At 60.3% G+C, this 16,805-nt stretch carries 11 protein-coding genes; 7 read left to right on the forward strand and 4 right to left on the reverse strand.

The window, feature by feature from the left end:
- The first annotated feature begins 100 nt into the window (after positions 1-100).
- Both hpf and ptsN read left to right on the forward strand, forming a co-directional pair.
- The gene (gene hpf / locus ACZ5FP_RS04195) at positions 101-694 is read left to right on the forward strand and encodes a ribosome hibernation-promoting factor, HPF/YfiA family (RefSeq protein WP_091878871.1); all 594 of its coding nucleotides are present in this window, start codon (positions 101-103) and stop codon (positions 692-694) included.
- A 60-nt stretch (positions 695-754) separates the two neighbouring features.
- Positions 755-1,219 (forward strand): PTS IIA-like nitrogen regulatory protein PtsN, encoded by a 465-nt coding sequence (gene ptsN / locus ACZ5FP_RS04200; RefSeq protein ID WP_105738035.1) that lies wholly within the window; start codon positions 755-757, stop codon positions 1,217-1,219.
- Between the two features lie 246 nt (positions 1,220-1,465).
- Here the strand turns inward: ptsN and ACZ5FP_RS04205 are convergent, their stop codons facing one another.
- A complete protein-coding gene (locus ACZ5FP_RS04205; RefSeq protein ID WP_464662307.1) occupies positions 1,466-2,362 on the reverse strand; it encodes a DMT family transporter in 897 nt (298 codons plus the stop codon).
- A 101-nt stretch (positions 2,363-2,463) separates the two neighbouring features.
- Between ACZ5FP_RS04205 and ACZ5FP_RS04210 the strand changes: the two genes are divergently transcribed.
- Complete coding sequence (locus tag ACZ5FP_RS04210) at positions 2,464-3,321, forward strand: LysR substrate-binding domain-containing protein (RefSeq protein ID WP_223612251.1); 858 nt, start codon at positions 2,464-2,466, stop codon at positions 3,319-3,321.
- Positions 3,322-3,327: 6 nt separating this feature from the next.
- Here ACZ5FP_RS04210 and ACZ5FP_RS04215 read toward each other — a convergent pair whose 3' ends face one another.
- Both ACZ5FP_RS04215 and ACZ5FP_RS04220 read right to left on the reverse strand, forming a co-directional pair.
- Complete coding sequence (locus ACZ5FP_RS04215; RefSeq protein ID WP_464662309.1) at positions 3,328-3,711, reverse strand: cupin domain-containing protein; 384 nt, start codon at positions 3,709-3,711, stop codon at positions 3,328-3,330.
- Positions 3,712-3,788: 77 nt separating this feature from the next.
- Positions 3,789-4,223 (reverse strand): Fur family transcriptional regulator, encoded by a 435-nt coding sequence (locus ACZ5FP_RS04220; protein WP_464662311.1) that lies wholly within the window; start codon positions 4,221-4,223, stop codon positions 3,789-3,791.
- 235 nt (positions 4,224-4,458) lie between these two features.
- Between ACZ5FP_RS04220 and ACZ5FP_RS04225 the strand changes: the two genes are divergently transcribed.
- Genes ACZ5FP_RS04225 through ACZ5FP_RS04240 form a run of 4 tightly spaced genes read left to right on the forward strand, consistent with a single transcriptional unit; the run spans position 4,459 to position 7,950 of the window.
- A complete protein-coding gene (locus ACZ5FP_RS04225) occupies positions 4,459-5,352 on the forward strand; it encodes a metal ABC transporter substrate-binding protein (RefSeq protein ID WP_464662313.1) in 894 nt (297 codons plus the stop codon).
- A complete protein-coding gene (locus tag ACZ5FP_RS04230; RefSeq protein WP_464662314.1) occupies positions 5,349-6,245 on the forward strand; it encodes a manganese/iron ABC transporter ATP-binding protein in 897 nt (298 codons plus the stop codon). Before ACZ5FP_RS04225 ends, ACZ5FP_RS04230 begins: the two co-directional genes overlap by 4 nt.
- Positions 6,242-7,102 (forward strand): metal ABC transporter permease, encoded by an 861-nt coding sequence (locus ACZ5FP_RS04235; protein WP_464662316.1) that lies wholly within the window; start codon positions 6,242-6,244, stop codon positions 7,100-7,102. The genes ACZ5FP_RS04230 and ACZ5FP_RS04235 overlap by 4 nt, the downstream gene beginning before the upstream one ends.
- Positions 7,099-7,950 carry a metal ABC transporter permease gene (locus tag ACZ5FP_RS04240; RefSeq protein WP_464662318.1) on the forward strand — a complete coding sequence of 284 codons (852 nt, stop codon included), beginning with the start codon at positions 7,099-7,101 and terminating at the stop codon, positions 7,948-7,950. The genes ACZ5FP_RS04235 and ACZ5FP_RS04240 overlap by 4 nt, the downstream gene beginning before the upstream one ends.
- Before the next feature lie 36 nt (positions 7,951-7,986).
- On the opposite strand, the gene ACZ5FP_RS04245 is transcribed toward ACZ5FP_RS04240, so the two are convergent.
- Positions 7,987-16,590: a GH36-type glycosyl hydrolase domain-containing protein gene (locus ACZ5FP_RS04245; protein WP_464662320.1), complete on the reverse strand. Its 8,604-nt coding sequence runs from the start codon at positions 16,588-16,590 to the stop codon at positions 7,987-7,989.
- Positions 16,591-16,805: the final 215 nt, after the last annotated feature.

The raw sequence follows: 16,805 nt of genomic DNA on the forward strand, positions 1-16,805 counted from the left end.
TGGATCACTCGCATGGAATGTGCGGGATGTCTTTGCTCGTCTCTCAACAACAGTGTAGATTGGCTCGGGCAATGAAAAGTCACAATGAAGGTGAGGTATCATGAGTCTGCGTGTATCTGGGAAACATATGGACATTGGTGACGCTTTCCGCATTCGCATTGACGAACGGATCGGTGAGATGGTGACCAAATATTTCGATGGCGGATATACAGGCCACGTCACAGTGGAGAAACAGGGGTCGCGCTTCATCGCCGATTGCCTGATCCGTCTCGATACCGGCACGGTGCTGCAGGCAGCGGGCGAGGCACAGGATCCTCAGCTTGCTTTTGATGCAGCCGGAGAACGCGTGGACAAACGCCTTCGCCGTTACAAGCGGCGTCTGAAATCGCATCAGGCGCCCGGCTCGAACGGTGTTTTCGACGATATTTCCTACCGGGTCGTCGCCCCCGTACCGGATGAAGATGAGGATATTCCGGAGGATTACGCGCCGACAATCGTGGCTGAGACATCGATGGCGCTCAGGAGCATGAGTGTCGCATCCGCCGTGGTCGAGCTCGATCTGAAAGATAGTCCAGTGGTTGTCTTCCGCAACTCTGGCAGTACGCAGGTGAATATCGTATACCGCCGCGCTGACGGCAACATCGGCTGGATCGATCCATCGGCCGTGGCCGGTCAGAACGGCGCCGGGTCTTAGGCGAAATTTGAACTACCGTCCGCGCCAAAAGCGCGGACGGTAACAGGAAGGAAGAGAATAATGGATCTGGGTGACCTCATTCAGCCCGACGCTGTCCTGCCCGCATTGAAAGTCAATTCCAAAAAGCAGCTTTTGCAGATCATGTCGGAGAAGGCTGCCGCCTTGACCGGTTTGACGGAGCGGGAAGTGTTTGACACCGTCCTGCAGCGCGAGCGTCTTGGCTCGACCGGCGTTGGCAATGGCATTGCCATCCCGCATGGCAAGATCAACAGCGTCAAACGCATCACCGGGGTCTTCGCACAGCTCGAAACCCCCGTGGATTTCGAAGCGCTGGACGATCAGCCCGTCGATATTGTTTTTCTTCTGCTTGCGCCGGAGAATGCCGGTGCCGATCATCTGAAGGCCTTGTCGCGGATTGCCCGCATGCTGCGCGATCCCGAGCGGATTGCCAAATTGCGCACCGCCCATGATGCGACCCTTATCTATGAATTGCTGACGGCGCAGCCTGCCTCCAACGCCGCCTGATTCTTTTTGCATCCTTGGACGAAAGCCGCCTCCGGGCGGCTTTTTGTTGGGGTGGGATGAGGGTTAGGGCATGTTCTGCACTAGTCTCGTGCGTGGTTCGACAAGCTCACCATGAGGGAGCATGGGGGATTGCAAAGAAGTATATTCTGCAATACTGGCGATTGGCTTGCAGCCAACACCTTCCCTCATGGTGAGCTTGTCGAACCACGCACCATGAAGACGCAACGCTGACGGACAGCACCCGCTTCAAACTGCCATGCTCCTGCGCCACGGAAACTGCCACCCGAGCCGCACGCCCAGCGTACCGCAGGCAATCAGCAGCATGCCGGCGGCCTGCGCCGTTCCCAGCGGGTGTCCGTAAATTGCCCAGTCCACGATGATGGCGACGATCGGATAGATGAAGGTCAGGACGCCGATGACCGGCGTCGACAGGCGCGGATAGGCCGAATAGATCAGGATATAGGCAATGCCCGTATGGAGGATGCCGATACTGGCCAGCCAGCCCCAGGATGCCAGCGGCACGGGCTCCGCCCAATTGGCAAAAGGCGCGAGCATGACGATGCCGACGATGGTCTGGCACAGCACCGTGATTTCCGGCCGTTGCTCGCCCAGGCCCTTGGCGAGAATGGTTGCAGCGGCATAAAGCATCGCGGCGCCGAGCGACATGACGATCCCAAGAATCCATAGCGTGCTGACCGGTGCCGTCGCGCCGACAAGGCCGCTGGCCAGGACGACACCGAGAAAGGCGCCGAGCATCCAGATGATCTGATCGACGGTGATGCGTTCCTTCAAAAGGGTTGCGCCGATGAGAACAACGAAGAACGGCTGGATGTGATAGATGATCGTGGTGGTTGCAATCGATGTCATGCGGAACCCGGCAAAAAACGATACCCAACTGAGCACCATGCAGATGCCGCCAAGCGCTGCCCGGCCCAGCCGCGGCCAGGAGAGGGTCCGGTCGGGAAGGTAGCCGCGCAGGAAACACCAGGCAGCGAGGAAGACCATGCCGAAAACACAACGCCAGAAGACGATGGTGACCGGATCGAGCCGTGTTTCCGTTGCAAAGGCACCGACCGTCCCGATGATGGCCATGGCGATGGCCAGCCGTGCTGCAGGAAAACGATCGGATATCGGGTCAGGCATATGGGTCATTCCCGTGGCAAAGGATGCCCAGTTAGCGCTCTTGGCTGCCGCCAAACAAACGAATAGATTTGGAGTGAACTATTCGCTATATTGATGGCATTATGGCTGCACCCCTCGACCTCGATCTCCTGCGGACCTTTGTGACTGTCATCGAAACCGGCAGCCTGTCGGCGGCTGCCCCGCGTGTCGGCCGCAGCCAGTCAGCCGTCAGCATGCAGATGCAGCGGCTGGAACAGGCGGTGGGCAAACAGCTGCTTATTCGCAACCCCCGGTCCGTCGAGCCGAATCTGGCCGGCGAGAGTTTTCTCAATTATGCGCGGCGGCTGCTGCGGTTGTCGGACGAGGCGTGGGCCAATGTCACCCGCCCCGAGGAAACCGGCAGCGTGCGGCTTGGCGTGCCCGATGACTATGCGGCATTCCTGCTGCCGCCTGTTCTGTCGCGGTTTGCCGAGGAGCATCCGCTGGTCACCGTCGAACTGGTCTGCGAGCAATCCACCTCGCTGGTCAAGGCGATCGATGAGGACCGGGTCAATCTGGCGATTGTCACCCGCGGGGCCACCCAGCCGCTGGAGGTGATCCGCCGCGAGCGCTTGATCTGGGTGGCATCGCCGACCCATGTTGCCTGGGAAAATGACCCGCTGCCCATCGCCCTGTTTGAACCCGGCTGCGCCGCGCGCATGAACGTGCTGGATGCGCTGGGCGATGCGGATCGCAGCTATCGCTGCACCTATTCCAGCGCCAGCCTGCTCGGACTGATCGCCGTGGTGCAGGCCGGGCTGGCGGTGGCTGCGCTTGCCGCCTGCAGCGTGCCGTCGACCCTGCGCGTTATCGGCGAGAATGAAGGCCTGCCGCCGCTGCGTGATCTGGAAATCGGCATCATGCGCAGCCCGGTGTCATCCAGTCCGGCCATTGACCGGCTGAATGATTTTCTGCGCCGCGAATTGGCGCAGATTGCGTAAGGTCTGTCAGATCCACACGTCGTTCTGCGCTGTCCGCTCACCGCCCTCGTGGCCGGTATTGAGAACACCTCGGGGTTCGATCAGCATCAGACGGACTTCCCTTTCGGCATAGGGCTTGTGCTCGACCCCTTTGGGGACGACATACATTTCACCCGGCCTGATCGTCACGAACCCGTCGCGGAAATCGATGCGCAGTTCCCCGTCCAGGACAATGAACGCTTCATCGGTTTCCGGATGATCGTGCCAGATAAAATCACCCTCGATGCGGACGATCTTGAATTGATAATCGTTGAGTTCTGCCACCACTTTGGGTGACCACTGTTCGGAAAACAGCTCGAACTTTTCCGAGAAATTGATGGCCTTGTAGGATTTTGGCTGGACTGTTTGCATGCATAACTCCCTCGGGCAAATGCCAGCGGAAGTTATGCGTCACGCGAGAGCAAACGTCTTGGACGTTTGTGCGTGCGCTATTCCGGCTGCTTGGATTTCCGCCCGTAGAGTTCCAGCCGGTGATGGATGATGTCATAGCCGAGCGCGCGGGCGATCTCTTCCTGCAGTTTCTCGATCTTGTCCGACTGGAATTCGATCACGTCACCCGTATCGACATCGATCAGGTGGTCGTGATGCTCGCCATGGGCCTGTTCGAAGCGTGACGGGCCGCCATTGAAGGCGTGGCGATGAATGGCGCCCATTTCTTCCAGGAGGTTCATGGTCCGGTACACGGTCGAAAGCGAAATGCTGTCATCGATCTCGATGGCGCGATGGAAAATCTTCATCGCATCCGGGTGGTCTTCGGTGGAGGTCAGAATATCGAGAATGATTCGGCGCGGGCGGGTGATGCGAACGCCTGCCTTGCGCAGCTCCTTCTCGTAATCCGGCTTCTGATTGATAGCATGTTTCATGCGCGGGATTATGCGCCAGAACGCGCTCAGTTGCAAAGATTCTCAACTGGCCTTGTCAGATACGCACGTTGGTACACAGAATTTCGGCGTCGGACCTTCCGCATATTGCGGGAAACGGGAATGGATTTCTTTTTGCAAATCATTCGCATTTGCATTGACGCGCCTCCGGCAAGCCGTTATGGAGTAACAATGGTGACGAAAAAGCTCACCATTTTCCCGGTTTGCTGGAGGCGAGATGAGATTTTCCCGACTGTTGATTGCTGTTTTTGCTCTTTTGACGATTCTTGGCCCGGCATCCGCTGCCGATGGCAAGAAGTTCAAGGTGGTCACCACCTTTACGATCATCGCCGACATGGCCCGCAATGTTGCGGGGGACGCGGCCGACGTGGATTCGATCACCAAACCCAATGCGGAAATTCATGACTACCAGCCGACACCCGGCGATATCCTGAAGGCGCAGGATGCCAATCTCGTCCTGTGGAACGGCCTTGGTCTGGAACGCTGGTTCGAAAAATTCTTCGGCAACGTCAAGAATGTTCCGAGCGTCGTTGTCAGCGAAGGCGTGGAGCCGATGGGCATTTCGGAGGGCCCCTATGAGGGCAAGCCGAACCCGCATGCCTGGATGTCGCCCAATGCCGCGCTGGTTTATGTGGAAAATATCCGCAAGGCACTCGGCACCTACGACCCGGCCAATGCCGCCGTCTATGACCGCAACGCCGCGACCTATTCGGAGAAGATCCGGGCAACGGTTGCGCCCATCCGCGACAGTCTCGCTGCTGTTCCTGCCGAGCGCCGCTGGCTGGTGACGAGTGAAGGCGCCTTCAGCTATCTCGTACGCGATTTCGACATGAAGGAGCTTTATCTCTGGCCGATCAATGCCGATCAGCAGGGCACGCCCCAGCAGGTGCGCAAGGTGATCGACAAGGTGCGCGCCGAGAAAATCCCGGTGGTTTTCAGTGAAGGCACGATTTCCGCTTCGCCCGCCAAGCAGGTCGCCCGCGAGACCGGTGCCAAATATGGCGGTGTTCTCTATGTCGATTCACTCAGCGATCCCGATGGTCCGGTGCCCACCTATCTCGACCTTCTGCGCGTCACGGCACAAACCGTTGCCAAAGGCTTTACCCAGTGAGCGCGTCCTCCCAAGCGCTCGCCGGCCCCTCCGCTGCAAAGCGGGGGGCTGGTCTTTCCGTGCATGACGTGACCGTGACCTATCGCAACGGCCACACGGCTTTGCGCAATGCCAGCTTCGATATCCCGCGCGGGTCGATCACCGCATTGGTCGGCGTCAATGGCAGCGGCAAGTCCACCCTGTTCAAGGCCATCATGGGCTTCGTGCCCCTCGCCAGGGGATCGGTCTCGATTCTGGGTGAACAGGCGGGACGGGCGCTCAAACGCAATGTGGTGGCCTATGTGCCGCAGAGCGAGGATGTCGACTGGAATTTTCCGGTTCTGGTCGAAGACGTTGTGATGATGGGACGATATGGCCATATGAATTTTCTGCGCATGCCGAAAAAGCGTGACCAGCACATGGTGACCGCCGCGCTGGAGCGGGTCGGCATGACGGATTTCCGCAAGCGCCAGATCGGCGAGCTCTCGGGCGGTCAGAAGAAGCGCGTCTTTCTCGCCCGCGCGCTGGCGCAGGAAGGCGATATCATTCTTCTGGACGAGCCCTTTACCGGCGTCGACGTGCGGACAGAAGAGGCCATCATCGGCCTTTTGCGATCCCTGCGCGATGACGGCAAGGTCATGCTGGTCTCCACCCACAATCTCGGCAGCGTGCCCGAATTCTGTGACCGGGCCGTGCTGGTCAACCGCACCGTCCTGGCCTCCGGACCCACAGTAGAGGTGTTCACACAGGCCAATCTGGAAATGACCTTCGGCGGCGTGCTGCGACACTTCATCCTCGGTGGCGTCGATCTGCACGCCGATGCGGATCCGCGTAGTGTGACGGTGCTCAGCGACGATGAACGCCCCTTCGTGATCTATGGCGAACCCAAGGGGAAAGGTAAGCCGCAATCATGATGCAGCTGCTTCTCGAACCCTTTTCCTACAACTACATGATCAATGCCATGTGGGTCAGTGCGCTGGTTGGTGGTGTCTGCGCATTCCTTTCCGCCTATCTCATGCTGAAGGGATGGTCGCTGATCGGCGATGCGCTTTCCCATTCCATCGTGCCCGGCGTCGCCGGGGCCTACCTGCTCGGCTTGCCGTTTTCCATCGGCGCGTTCTTTTCCGGCGGTCTCGCCGCAGTCGCCATGCTGTTTCTCAACCAGCGGACAAAGCTGAAGGAGGACGCCATCATCGGCCTGATCTTCACCTCCTTCTTCGGGCTCGGCCTGTTCATGATGTCACTGTCACCCGCCTCGGTGAATATCCAGACCATCGTGCTCGGCAATATCCTGGCGATCACGCCGGAGGATACGCTGCAACTGGTCATCATCTGCGGGGTGTCGCTGGCTGTCCTCTTGGTCAAATGGAAGGACCTGATGGTGACATTCTTTGACGAAAATCATGCCCGTTCCATCGGCCTCAACCCGCCGCTCCTCAAAATCCTGTTCTTCACGCTGCTCAGCGCGTCGACGGTGGCCGCCATGCAGACCGTGGGGGCGTTTCTGGTTGTAGCGATGGTTGTCACCCCCGGCGCAACCGCCTATCTCCTGCATGACCGTTTCCCGCGCCTGATCCAGACCAGTGTGCTGATCGGGGCCTTGACCAGTTTTATCGGCGCCTATCTCAGCTATTTCCTCGATGGGGCCACCGGCGGCATCATTGTCGTGCTGCAGACGCTGGTCTTTCTCATCGCTTTTGTTTTCGCACCCAAGCATGGAACGCTGGCCGCGCGCCGCCGCGCTCGGTTGGCATTGGAGGAGGGGCTATGAGCGACCTGATCCAGCTTTTGTTGCAGCCGTTCAGCTTCGGCTTCATGCAGCAGGCCTTTGTCATCACGCTTCTCGTGGCAATTCCCATGGGCCTGCTCTCGCCCTTTCTGGTTCTGAAGGGCTGGTCGCTGATGGGGGATGCGATCTCGCATGCGGTGCTGCCCGGCGTGGTGCTCGCCTATATCGCGGGTATCCCATTGGCAATCGGAGCCTTTGCGGCAGGCATGATCTGCGCCCTTGCCACCGGCTTCCTCAAGCAGAACAGCCGGGTGAAGGAAGACACGGTTATGGGCGTGGTCTTCTCCGGCATGTTCGGCCTTGGCATTGTCCTCTACACCAAGATCCAGTCCGACGTGCATCTCGACCACATCCTCTTCGGCGACATGCTCGGCGTGGCGTGGCGCGATATTGCCGAAACCGGGGTGATAGCAGCCGTGTCTCTGTTGGCCCTCGGCATCTGGCGGCGGGATTTGCTGTTGCATGCCTTTGACCCGCAGCACGCGCAGGCCATCGGTCTGCCGGTCAAATTCCTGCACTACGGACTGCTGTGCATCCTGTCGCTGACCATCGTCGGCGCGCTCAAGGCCGTTGGCATCATCCTTGCCGTCGCCATGCTGATTGCGCCGGGCTCCATCGCCTTCCTCTTGACCAAACGGTTCGAACGCATGCTGCTGGTCTCGGCAGCTGTCGCGGTTTCAACATCGCTCGCCGGTATCTATCTGAGTTTCTTCCTCGACAGCGCCCCGGCGCCGACCATCGTACTTTTGCTGACGGCAAGCTTCATTCTGGCCTTTGTCTTCTCCAGAAAAGGAACCGCCGCCAGCGCGGAAGCACAGGCGGCGGAATAGGGTCGTCAACTCAGTCAGCGGCCACCAGGCCGCTGGCTATTTTCCGGGCACGACTTCCACGAGTACCGTGTGTTCGCCCGATGTCTCGAGCGGAATGCCCGCATCGGCTTTGGCCAGCTTCTTGCCGTCCACAGTAATCTTCCTGCCGCCCTTGGCGGCCGGTTTCACCTCGACGGTATAGCGCGCCTTGCCGTTGCGCAGCGCGAAGCTGAAGCCGTCGGTCCATGCCGTCGGCAGGGCCGGATCGACGAACAGCCGGTCATTCCTGCGGCTGATGCCGAGAATGCCTTCCGTTGCCACGCGGTAGAGCCAGCCGGCGGAACCCGTGTACCAGGTCCAGCCGCCGCGCCCGCGCATCGGATCAACCGAATAGACGTCCGCAGCAACGACGTAGGGCTCGACCCGGTAGGACTCGGCCTTGTCGGCATCCAGCGAATGGTTCACCGGATTGAGCTTGCTGAACCAGCGATAGGCTTCGTCGGCATTTCCAAGCTTGGCCATGGCCAAGACTGCCCAGGTTGCGGCATGGGTATACTGCCCGCCATTCTCACGCACACCCGGCGGATAACCCTTGATATAACCGGGCTCATGCCGCGTCTTGTTGAACGGCGGTGTGAACAGTTTGATGATATCAACCTCGTCATCGACCAGATGCGTTGCAACGGACTGCATGGCCTGCTTGGCGCGATCGGGATCACCATAGCCGGAGAGAACGCTCCAGGACTGGGCAATGGAGTCGATCCGGCACTCGTCGCTGGTCTTGGAACCCAGCGGCGAACCGTCGTCGAAATAGCCGCGGCGATACCATTCGCCGTCCCAGCCATCCTTTTCCAGCGCCGCCTTGAGGCTTTCGATATGGGCTTCCCACCGCTTGATGCGGTCGGCATCCTTGCGCTGGCGGGCAATCGGCAGGATATCGCGCAGGGTGCTGATCAGGAACCAGCCCAGCCAGATGCTCTCGCCCTTGCCCTCTTCGCCGACCCGGTTCATGCCGTCGTTCCAGTCGCCGGTGAGCATGAGCGGCAGCCCGTGCGCGCCGGTACGGGCGATTGCCAGATCGAGCGCGCGCGCCGCGTGTTCGTAGACCGTGACCTTATCAGCCGCGATTGTCGGCTGATAGAAAGCATCATGCTCGCCGTTTTCGAGAGCCTTGCCTTCGATGAAGGCGATCTGCTCGTCGAGGATGTTCATATCGCCGGTCACCGACGTGTAGTGGGCAATGGCATAACCGAGCCACACCACGTCATCGGAAATCATCGTCCGCACACCGGCACCGGATGTCGGCAACCACCAGTGTTGGACATCGCCCTCCTTGAACTGGCGGGCGGCGACATTGAGGATCTGGTGCCGGGCCAGTGACGGATCGAGCACCAGCATGGACAACGTGTCCTGCAGCTGGTCGCGGAAGCCGAAGGCGCCGCTGGCCTGATAGAAGGCCGTGCGCGCCCAGATGCGGCAGGCAAGGCTCTGATAGGGCAGCCAGCGGTTGACCATCACATCGAATGCATCATCAGGCGTATCCACCTGCAGGCCATCGAGGAAGCTGGTCCAGATCGCCTTGGAGGCCGCAAGCGTCTTTTCAAACGGACGCTTCAACTGTTCTGCGAGAACACGCCGTGCCTCGTTGGCACCGGCGGTATCGCCGATATAGAACAGGATTTCCCTGGTTTCGCCCGCCGCGATCTCCACATCGACGGCAAGCGCCGCGCAGGGATCGCCCCCCGCCTCAACGACGTTGGACAGGGTTTTTGCCTGCAGGACGGCAGCCGGCTGGTCCACCGATCCCAAGGGCCCGAAGAACTCGGTCCGGTCCGATGTCACCGATTGCGGCTTCACGTTTGCGGCGAAGAATGCCACGTGATCCTTGCGGTCGGTGCCGTAGGGATTGCGGGCAAAGAGCGCGCCGCTTTCCGTATCATGCGACGGCACGATGAACGGAGCCGTCTTGGCGCGGGAATTGCCGAGCATCCATTCGACAAAGCCATAGACACGCAACTGCTTGGCTGTCCCGCCATGGTTGGTGATCTTGAGGCTGGACACGCGCACCGGCATATCCGTATCGATGGTATGGGTCAGTTCAAGGCCGACATTGCCGTGGCGCGACAGGAATGTCGAATAGCCCTGGCCGTGCCGGGTTTCATACTGAACCGATGGATCGCGCAGCACCGAGGCGGTCGGCGAGAATGCAGTTCCCTTGTCCAGATCAACGACGTAGAGCGCTTCGCCGGACCGGTTGATCACGGGATCATTCGACCACTGGGTCAGCTGATAGTCGCGGCTGTTGCTCGACCAGGTGAAACCTGCACCTTCCGCCGACACGTGGAAGCCGAAGCCCGCATTGGAGATCACATTGATCCAGGGCTGCGGCGTGGTGGTCCGGTCGGCAAGACGGACCACGTACTCACCGGTCTTCATGTCAAAGCCGCCAAAGCCGTTCCAGAAGGCCAGTTCATTGCCGTCTGTTTTCTGACGGCGCTTGCCCACCAGCTGCGTCGGTGCCGGTGCGATGCTGCGCATCTCATCAAGGCCGGTATCGCCGCTCGCCAGAGTCTTGCCGGCCGGTATGGCGGCAACCGGCTGCAGGTCGGCGGACAGTTCCTCCGTGCGCTTCAGTTGTTCAACCAGCGTGCCGTTCTGCGCGTGCATGACAATGCGGGCAGAGGCGAGCAGGGTGTTGTAGCTCGCATCGCTCATCTGGTCCTTGCGCACGGTGAAGATGTGGACGCGCGGGCCATACTGGCCGCCGCGGTTGCGGCTGTTCTCGCAGATCGCTTCGAGCCCGCGCTGGAAGTCCTGGGCGTAGGAGAAGGAGCGTTCGTTGATGACGACGACGTCAACCACAAGCCCCTTTGCCCGCCAGTATTCCTGCGCCTTCAGGACGTTCTTCAGCGTGTCCATGTCTGCTTCGTCATCGATGCGCAGGGCAAGGATGGGGAAGTCGCCGGAGATCGACATCGGCCAGAGGTCGGACTGGCTGCCAAGGCCGGAAGCGATGCTTTCGGCGGGCATGCGCAGGGCCTTGTCCGGATAGATCAGGCTGGTGGCGACGCGCTGGAAATCAGCGGCTTCGTCCGGATTGATCTCGATATGGTGCAGCCGCACCTGCGAGCTTGTCCAGGACAGCGAGAATTCGCGGGCAAAGCAGTCGGGATGGCGGAAGCGTGAAACGACCTCCTCCAGCTCGTGCCGGTCCGGGCCGACAAGGGTCCAGAAAACCAGCGTGACGCGCTTGTGCGCGGGAACGCGGACGCGGCAGCGCAGCGACGCGATGGGGTCCAGCACAAAGCCCTGGCTGCCGTTGAGGGTTACACCCTCGTCGAAGGCAACCGGATTGCGCAGGTTGCGGCCCCGGCCGATGAAGGCCCGGCGGTCGGTTTCCGCCTGGATTTCACGCATGGCGCCCGATCCGTCCGTGACCACGTGCGCCACGTGAATATCGGGTTCGTTGCTGCCGCGCTTGCGGCGGGTGGCGTAGATTGTGTCGCCGCGCGGAACGATCTCGGTTTCCACGAACATCTTGGCGAATGCCGGATGCGCCGTGTCCGTATCGTCTGCGGTGAGCACCAGTTCGGCATAGGACGTCACTTCAATGATCCGGTCTTTCGTGCCGGTATTGGTGATGATGATGCGGCGGCCTTCGCCGTCGGAATCCGAAGCGACGATGGTTTCCACCGTCGACTGGATCGTGCCGTTTTCCTTGACGAATTCGGCCTTGTAGTCGGCGAAGATGGTTGTGCTCTTTTCGCCGGCTGCCCGCACGGGATCGCCGGTTGCCGACCACCACTCACCGCTGTCGAGATCGCGCAGGAACAGGAATGTTCCGTAGCCGCTTTCCAGCGGATCCGGCTGGAAGCGGGTGATCGCCAGGCCATTCCAGCGGCTGTAGCCGCCGCCATTGGCGGTGACCATGACCGAGTAGTGGCCGTTCGACATGATCTGCGTGGCGCGCGGAGCGGAAAGCGGGTTCTTGATGAAGCGGATGGAGGCCGTTTCTTCGCCGCTTTCCACGGCCTTGCGCATCGGATTGTCGGCCTTGGCCTGCAGGACAGGGATTTCGCGCGGTGCCTTTTCCTGCAGCAGCAGTTCGGCGGCTTCGATGACGGGATCCGAGTGGAAACGGTCGCGCATGCGGCCTTCGAACACCACGTTGTTGACGGCAACGATCGACATGCCGTGATGGTGCGCCATGTAGTTGCGCACGATGGCATATTCCTCATCTTCGCGCACGCGGGAGCGGGTGAAGTCGACGGCATCATAGAAACCGTACTGACCGAGCGCACCCATCGCGCGCAGGCGTTTCAGATTGGCCACGGCTTCCGCCGGGCGATACTGGCTCGCCATGATGCTGGCATAGGGCGCAACCACATAGTTCTTGGACAGGCCGCGTTTCAGTCCCAGCGTCGGGACGCCGAAATTGGTGTACTGGTAGTTCATCTCCGGATCGCGCGCATTGTAGGCGGCTTCGGAAATGCCCCAGGGCAGGCCCTTGGAATCACCATATTCGATCTGGCGTTGGACGATCAGCTTGTTGGTCTGATCCAGCATCGAGCCCAGCGGTTCGATCATGACCAGCGGCGGCATGAGATATTCGAACATGGAGCCCGACCAGGAGATAAGCGCACCACGCCAGCCAACCGGCACCAGGAGACGGCCGAGGCGGAACCAGTGATCGACCGGGATATCGCCCTTGGCGATGGCAAACAGGCTGGCGAGACGCGCTTCCGAAGCGAGAAGATCGTAGCAGCTCGCGTCCAGCTCGTTGGTATCGACGCGGAAGCCGATCGACAGCAGGCGCCGCTCCTTGCGTTCAAGGAAGGTGAAGTCGGTGTCGAAGGCCAGCTGGCGGGCGCGGGTGGCCAGCGAAACCAGCCGCTCGCGCAGGCTGTCGGTTCCCTCGTGGGTGCCGATGGCGTCATCCGTATGGGCCTGACAGGTCTTGACCAGAATCAACGCCCAGCCGTTTGCGGTGGTGCTGAGCGGGCTTTCGAGTTCGCCGTGCAGTTCTTCCGTCAGACGCTGGATGTCACCGGCGAACAGCGAAAGGTTGATGGTGCGCAGCGATGCCGTTTCCGGCTCTTCCTTGATGGTCGTGATGGCGCGGCGGAAATTGGCCACCCGCTCATCCAGGCGGCGGCGCAGGGGCCGCAGGACACGGCGTTCATCCGGAATGTCGTTGATCGCCTCTTCAAGAATATCGCTGACATCGAGAATGCCGTCGAGATCGCTTTGCAGATAGACGGACGGAGCCTCCGCCCATTTTTCCAGCGCGGAAGACAGTGCCACGAGATGGCCGGCAAGATTGCCGCTGTCCACCGACGAGACGTAAAGCGGCAGAAGCGGCCGCAGCGTGGTTGTTTCGTACCAGTTGTAGAGATGGCCGCGATACTTCTCCATCTTTTCCAGCGTGGAGAGCGTGTCGTCGATACGGGTCAGCGTCTCGTTGAAGCCGATCCAGCCGAAATCCCGGGCCGCCACGGTCGACAGCAGGTACATGCCGATATTGGTCGGCGATGTACGCGTGGCGATAACCGGATGCGGGTCTTCCTGGAAATTATCAGGCGGAATGAAATTCTGTTCCTTGGTGACGAACGTATCGTAGTAGTGCCAGGTGCGGCGGGCGAAGCGGCGCAATTCGCTCTTGTCGGAAGAGCGGACATTGAGATCATCGAGCGGCTTGGCCGAACGGCTGACCAGCCAGGCAATGATCGGCGAGAAGAACCAGATCACGGCAAACGGCACGGCCAGATACCAGGCACGGCTGTGGGTGGCCAGCGGCAGCGCGATGGCGACGGCAGCCACGATGATCGCAGGCCACATCAGACGGGTGTAATACTGCAGCGTGTCAGGGGCGCTGGCTTTCGCCTGTGCCGCCGCACGCCATTCCAGCAGGTTCTTGCGCGATATGAAGACGCGGTAGAGCGTGCGTGCAATGGCATCGGCCATCAGGCAGGCCATGTTGGCAATGAAGGTGATGCGCAGGGCGATATCGGCGGCGCCGGAGAAAATGTCGGTGAGGATCGCCTGGAAATGGCCCTTCAGCGACAGGTTCATGTTTGTCGGAACAAGATTGGTGAACAGGATCATCGTCGGGACGATGAACATGCTGAAGATCATGAAGAACTGCCACAGGGCAGCGACGCCAGGCGGCAGCAATGTCCAGCCGGCGATGGAGGCGATGATCCAGAAGACCGGCGTCAGCGAGCGGCGCAGATTGTCGGTCATCTTCCAGCGTGTGACGGCGGTCACACCCGGCTTTGTGCTGAACAGGTAGGGCAGGAGCTGCCAGTCGCCGCGCGTCCAGCGATGGTGGCGCGAGATGTCGACGTTATAGCCTGTCGGATAGTCTTCAACCACCTCGACGTCACTGACGAGCGCCGCACGGGCATAGCCGCCTTCCAGAAGATCATGGCTGAGAACGGTGTTCTCGTCGATCTTGCCGTCGAGCGCCAATTCGAAGAAATCGACATCATAGAGGCCCTTGCCGGTGAATGTCCCTTCACCCAGCACGTCCTGATAGACGTCCGAGACGGCAAAGACGTAGGGGTCGATACCGCGGTTGACCGAGAAGACGCGCTGCAGGAACGAGGCATCGTCACCGGTGGTCAGCGAGGGGGTGACACGCGGCTGCAGGATCGCATAGCCGCTGGTCACGCGGCCGGATTTTTCCTTGTAGATCGGGCGATTGAGCGGATGGCTCAGCTTGCCCGCCAGGCGGTTGACCGAATCCGGCGTGAGGCGTGTATCGGAGTCGAGCGTCATCACGAATTTGATGTCGCCGGGCACTTCCTCATTGCTGGGGAAATAGGTTGTATCCTTGTCGCCGCGCAGCAAAAGGTTCAGCTCGTGCAGCTTGCCGCGCTTGCGCTCCCAGCCCATCCAGCGGCCTTCCTGTGCATTGTACAGGCGCTTGCGGTGCAGGAGGAAGAAACGCGGGTTGCCGCCCTGCGTATAGTGCAGGTTGAGCGCAGTGACCTTTTCTCGGGCATAGTCGAGAATGTCGAGATCGTTCTCGTTCTGCTCGACCTTGCTGTCCGCCCAGTCGGTGAGCAGGGCGAAATAGATTTCGCCGCGCGGATTGGTCAGATAATGCACTTCGAGGTTGCGGATATGCTCATCGACGGAATCGCGCGAGGTGATGAGTGTCGGCACTGCGACGAGGGTCTTCGCCTCGGGGGGCAGGCCATTCTTGTATTCAAAACCGATCAGCCGTGTCGGCGGCATGAACATCGGAATGATCCAGTTGACGAAACCATTAGCGGTTTCCATCGTCGGGAACACCGCCAGGACCGTCAGCAGCAGAACCGTATCGCTCGGCAGGCCGTAACGGCGCAGCCAGTAATGGATCAGGAACAGAATACCGATGGAAATGACCGAAGCCGGAATCCACAGGCCGGCGAGCCCGAGTGTCTTGTAGAACCGGACCCAGCGCTGCAGCACGGTTGGGGTCGAGCCGCAGGTTTCTTCCAGCTCCGAGCGGCCGTCGCCGGCGAGATAATAGCCGACGTCGCGCTTGCGCTGCACGGTAACGCTCTTCTCGTCCCCCTTGGTTTCGGCGCTGTGGTGGGCGAGGTCAAGGGCGGCCTGGGTGATGTCCTGCTCGCTCTTGCCCGAACGGCGCGCGATCTTTTCAATCGCCACGCGATAGGCATTGCGGGAATGGAAATCGAGCGCATCAAAATTGGAATGTTCGCGCAGCACCGCATCGACGCCGCTGACCGTCTCGAACCAGGTGATCCAGTCGACGTCGTCGATAGCCTTCAGGCTGCGGATGAGGTTGCCCATGGTCACGCCGCCGGTGGACTGGCGCGTATGTTCCTGGATAATGGCGTCCTCGGCGTCGCTGCCGTTCTTTTCCAGCTCTTCCTCAAGCCAGGCGACAGCCGCACCGGAGTGCATGGCGCCGCCGCGCAGGCGGTAAAGCAGATGCGTGGCGAAGGTGCTGTCACGCGCGGCAGTGGTGTACTGAGCCAGAAGTTGCGGCAGGGTATCCTTGTCGGCGTTCAGCGTGATTTCGTCGGCCACGCTGTTGGCATAGGCGCGCATGCGCCGCGCCCGTTCGACGCGCAACGACAACCGGCGGGCGTTTTCAATGAGAATGAAGCGCACGGCGGAGGGCAGGGCCCAGAGTTCGCCGATATGCAGGGGCGCAACCGTCTGGAATCCTTCGACCACCGCTGTCAGGCTGTTGAGCGAGAACTGGCTGTCCGTATGGGCCGCATAGAGCCAGGCCAGCGCCATGACGCGCGGGATTTCCGGCTTGCCGGCCAGCGGCGGCAGCTGGCGGAAGAACTTCTTCGGAAGATCGCGCTCCACCTGCTGGATGTTCTGGTCGACGAGGTAGTAATTGTCGAGGAGCCACTGGGCCGCCGGAGTAATCGTTTCGCCCTTGCGTGCAGCCGCGTCGGAGGAACGATAGGAATGGAGGATCAGCCGGGCATTTTCGACCGTGCGCTGTTCGAACACCATCGGTTCGTAGTCGGGCAGGCGGATATCTTCCCCGCGCGCCACGCGCGCGCCCAGGTCCCGTAGGTCGTCAATGGATTTGTAATGGGCTCTGATTGGATTGGGTTGGACCGAAAAAATCTGACCAACGGCATTCTTCTGTGGTGTGAAAGATTTAAAAAAAGACAGTAGGGCCATTTGCCTTCGTTTCGGTTGTGAAGAAAAAATCTTCAGGGCTGCAACACAGACGATAATAACGGGTCGACCGACCCATGGAGAAGTTTACGATCTAATCGGGTACGATCAACTAAGCTACCATCACTTTCATCCTTGCCGATCAGTTTTGATGAAAATGAGTCAGATTGCCATTTGTTTATCTTAAGCAATTCGTAGCGGGCTGCACAGGGGCACAG

It is taken from the genome of Phyllobacterium sp. T2-21, assembly GCF_055378485.1.

Excerpts from the sequence above, each read along its gene's own strand:
- ACZ5FP_RS04225 (WP_464662313.1), top strand. The coding sequence starts at position 4,459 with ATGAGATTTTCCCGACTGTTGATTGCTGTTTTTGCTCTTTTGACGATT.
- ACZ5FP_RS04245 (WP_464662320.1), bottom strand. The coding sequence starts at position 16,590 with ATGGCCCTACTGTCTTTTTTTAAATCTTTCACACCACAGAAGAATGCC.
- ptsN (WP_105738035.1), top strand. The coding sequence starts at position 755 with ATGGATCTGGGTGACCTCATTCAGCCCGACGCTGTCCTGCCCGCATTG.
- ACZ5FP_RS04240 (WP_464662318.1), top strand. The coding sequence starts at position 7,099 with ATGAGCGACCTGATCCAGCTTTTGTTGCAGCCGTTCAGCTTCGGCTTC.
- ACZ5FP_RS04235 (WP_464662316.1), top strand. The coding sequence starts at position 6,242 with ATGATGCAGCTGCTTCTCGAACCCTTTTCCTACAACTACATGATCAAT.
- hpf (WP_091878871.1), top strand. The coding sequence starts at position 101 with ATGAGTCTGCGTGTATCTGGGAAACATATGGACATTGGTGACGCTTTC.
- ACZ5FP_RS04215 (WP_464662309.1), bottom strand. The coding sequence starts at position 3,711 with ATGCAAACAGTCCAGCCAAAATCCTACAAGGCCATCAATTTCTCGGAA.
- ACZ5FP_RS04205 (WP_464662307.1), bottom strand. The coding sequence starts at position 2,362 with ATGCCTGACCCGATATCCGATCGTTTTCCTGCAGCACGGCTGGCCATC.
- ACZ5FP_RS04220 (WP_464662311.1), bottom strand. The coding sequence starts at position 4,223 with ATGAAACATGCTATCAATCAGAAGCCGGATTACGAGAAGGAGCTGCGC.
- ACZ5FP_RS04210 (WP_223612251.1), top strand. The coding sequence starts at position 2,464 with ATGGCTGCACCCCTCGACCTCGATCTCCTGCGGACCTTTGTGACTGTC.